This is a genomic window from Pseudomonas sp. yb_5, assembly GCF_043103865.1.
GTDB lineage: Bacteria > Pseudomonadota > Gammaproteobacteria > Pseudomonadales > Pseudomonadaceae > Aquipseudomonas > Aquipseudomonas putida_Y.
The window spans coordinates 1-290 of sequence record NZ_JBICKE010000062.1 but is presented as its reverse complement, the minus strand read 5'-3'; the positions used below and the strand labels follow the sequence as shown (position 1 = coordinate 290).

Annotated in this window: 1 pseudogene; it reads right to left on the bottom strand. The window is 54.8% G+C overall.

Annotated features, from left to right (window positions below):
- A pseudogene (locus tag ACF8GF_RS09410) lies at window positions 1-290 on the bottom strand (elongation factor Tu); the annotation flags it as partial.

The window sequence follows — 290 nt, the reverse complement described above, 5'->3', positions numbered from 1 at the left end:
CCTTCACGGATAGCGAAGCGCAGACCGTCTTCCATTGCGATGGTCTTGATCAGGGTAACAGTCATCTGAATGTTGTCACCTGGCATTACCATTTCAACGCCTTCCGGCAGTTCGCAGTTACCGGTCACGTCAGTGGTACGGAAGTAGAACTGTGGACGGTAGCCTTTGAAGAACGGAGTGTGACGGCCGCCTTCTTCCTTCGACAGGACGTAGACTTCTGCGGTGAACTTGGTGTGCGGCTTGACCGAACCTGGCTTGACCAGAACCTGACCACGCTCAACGTCGTCACG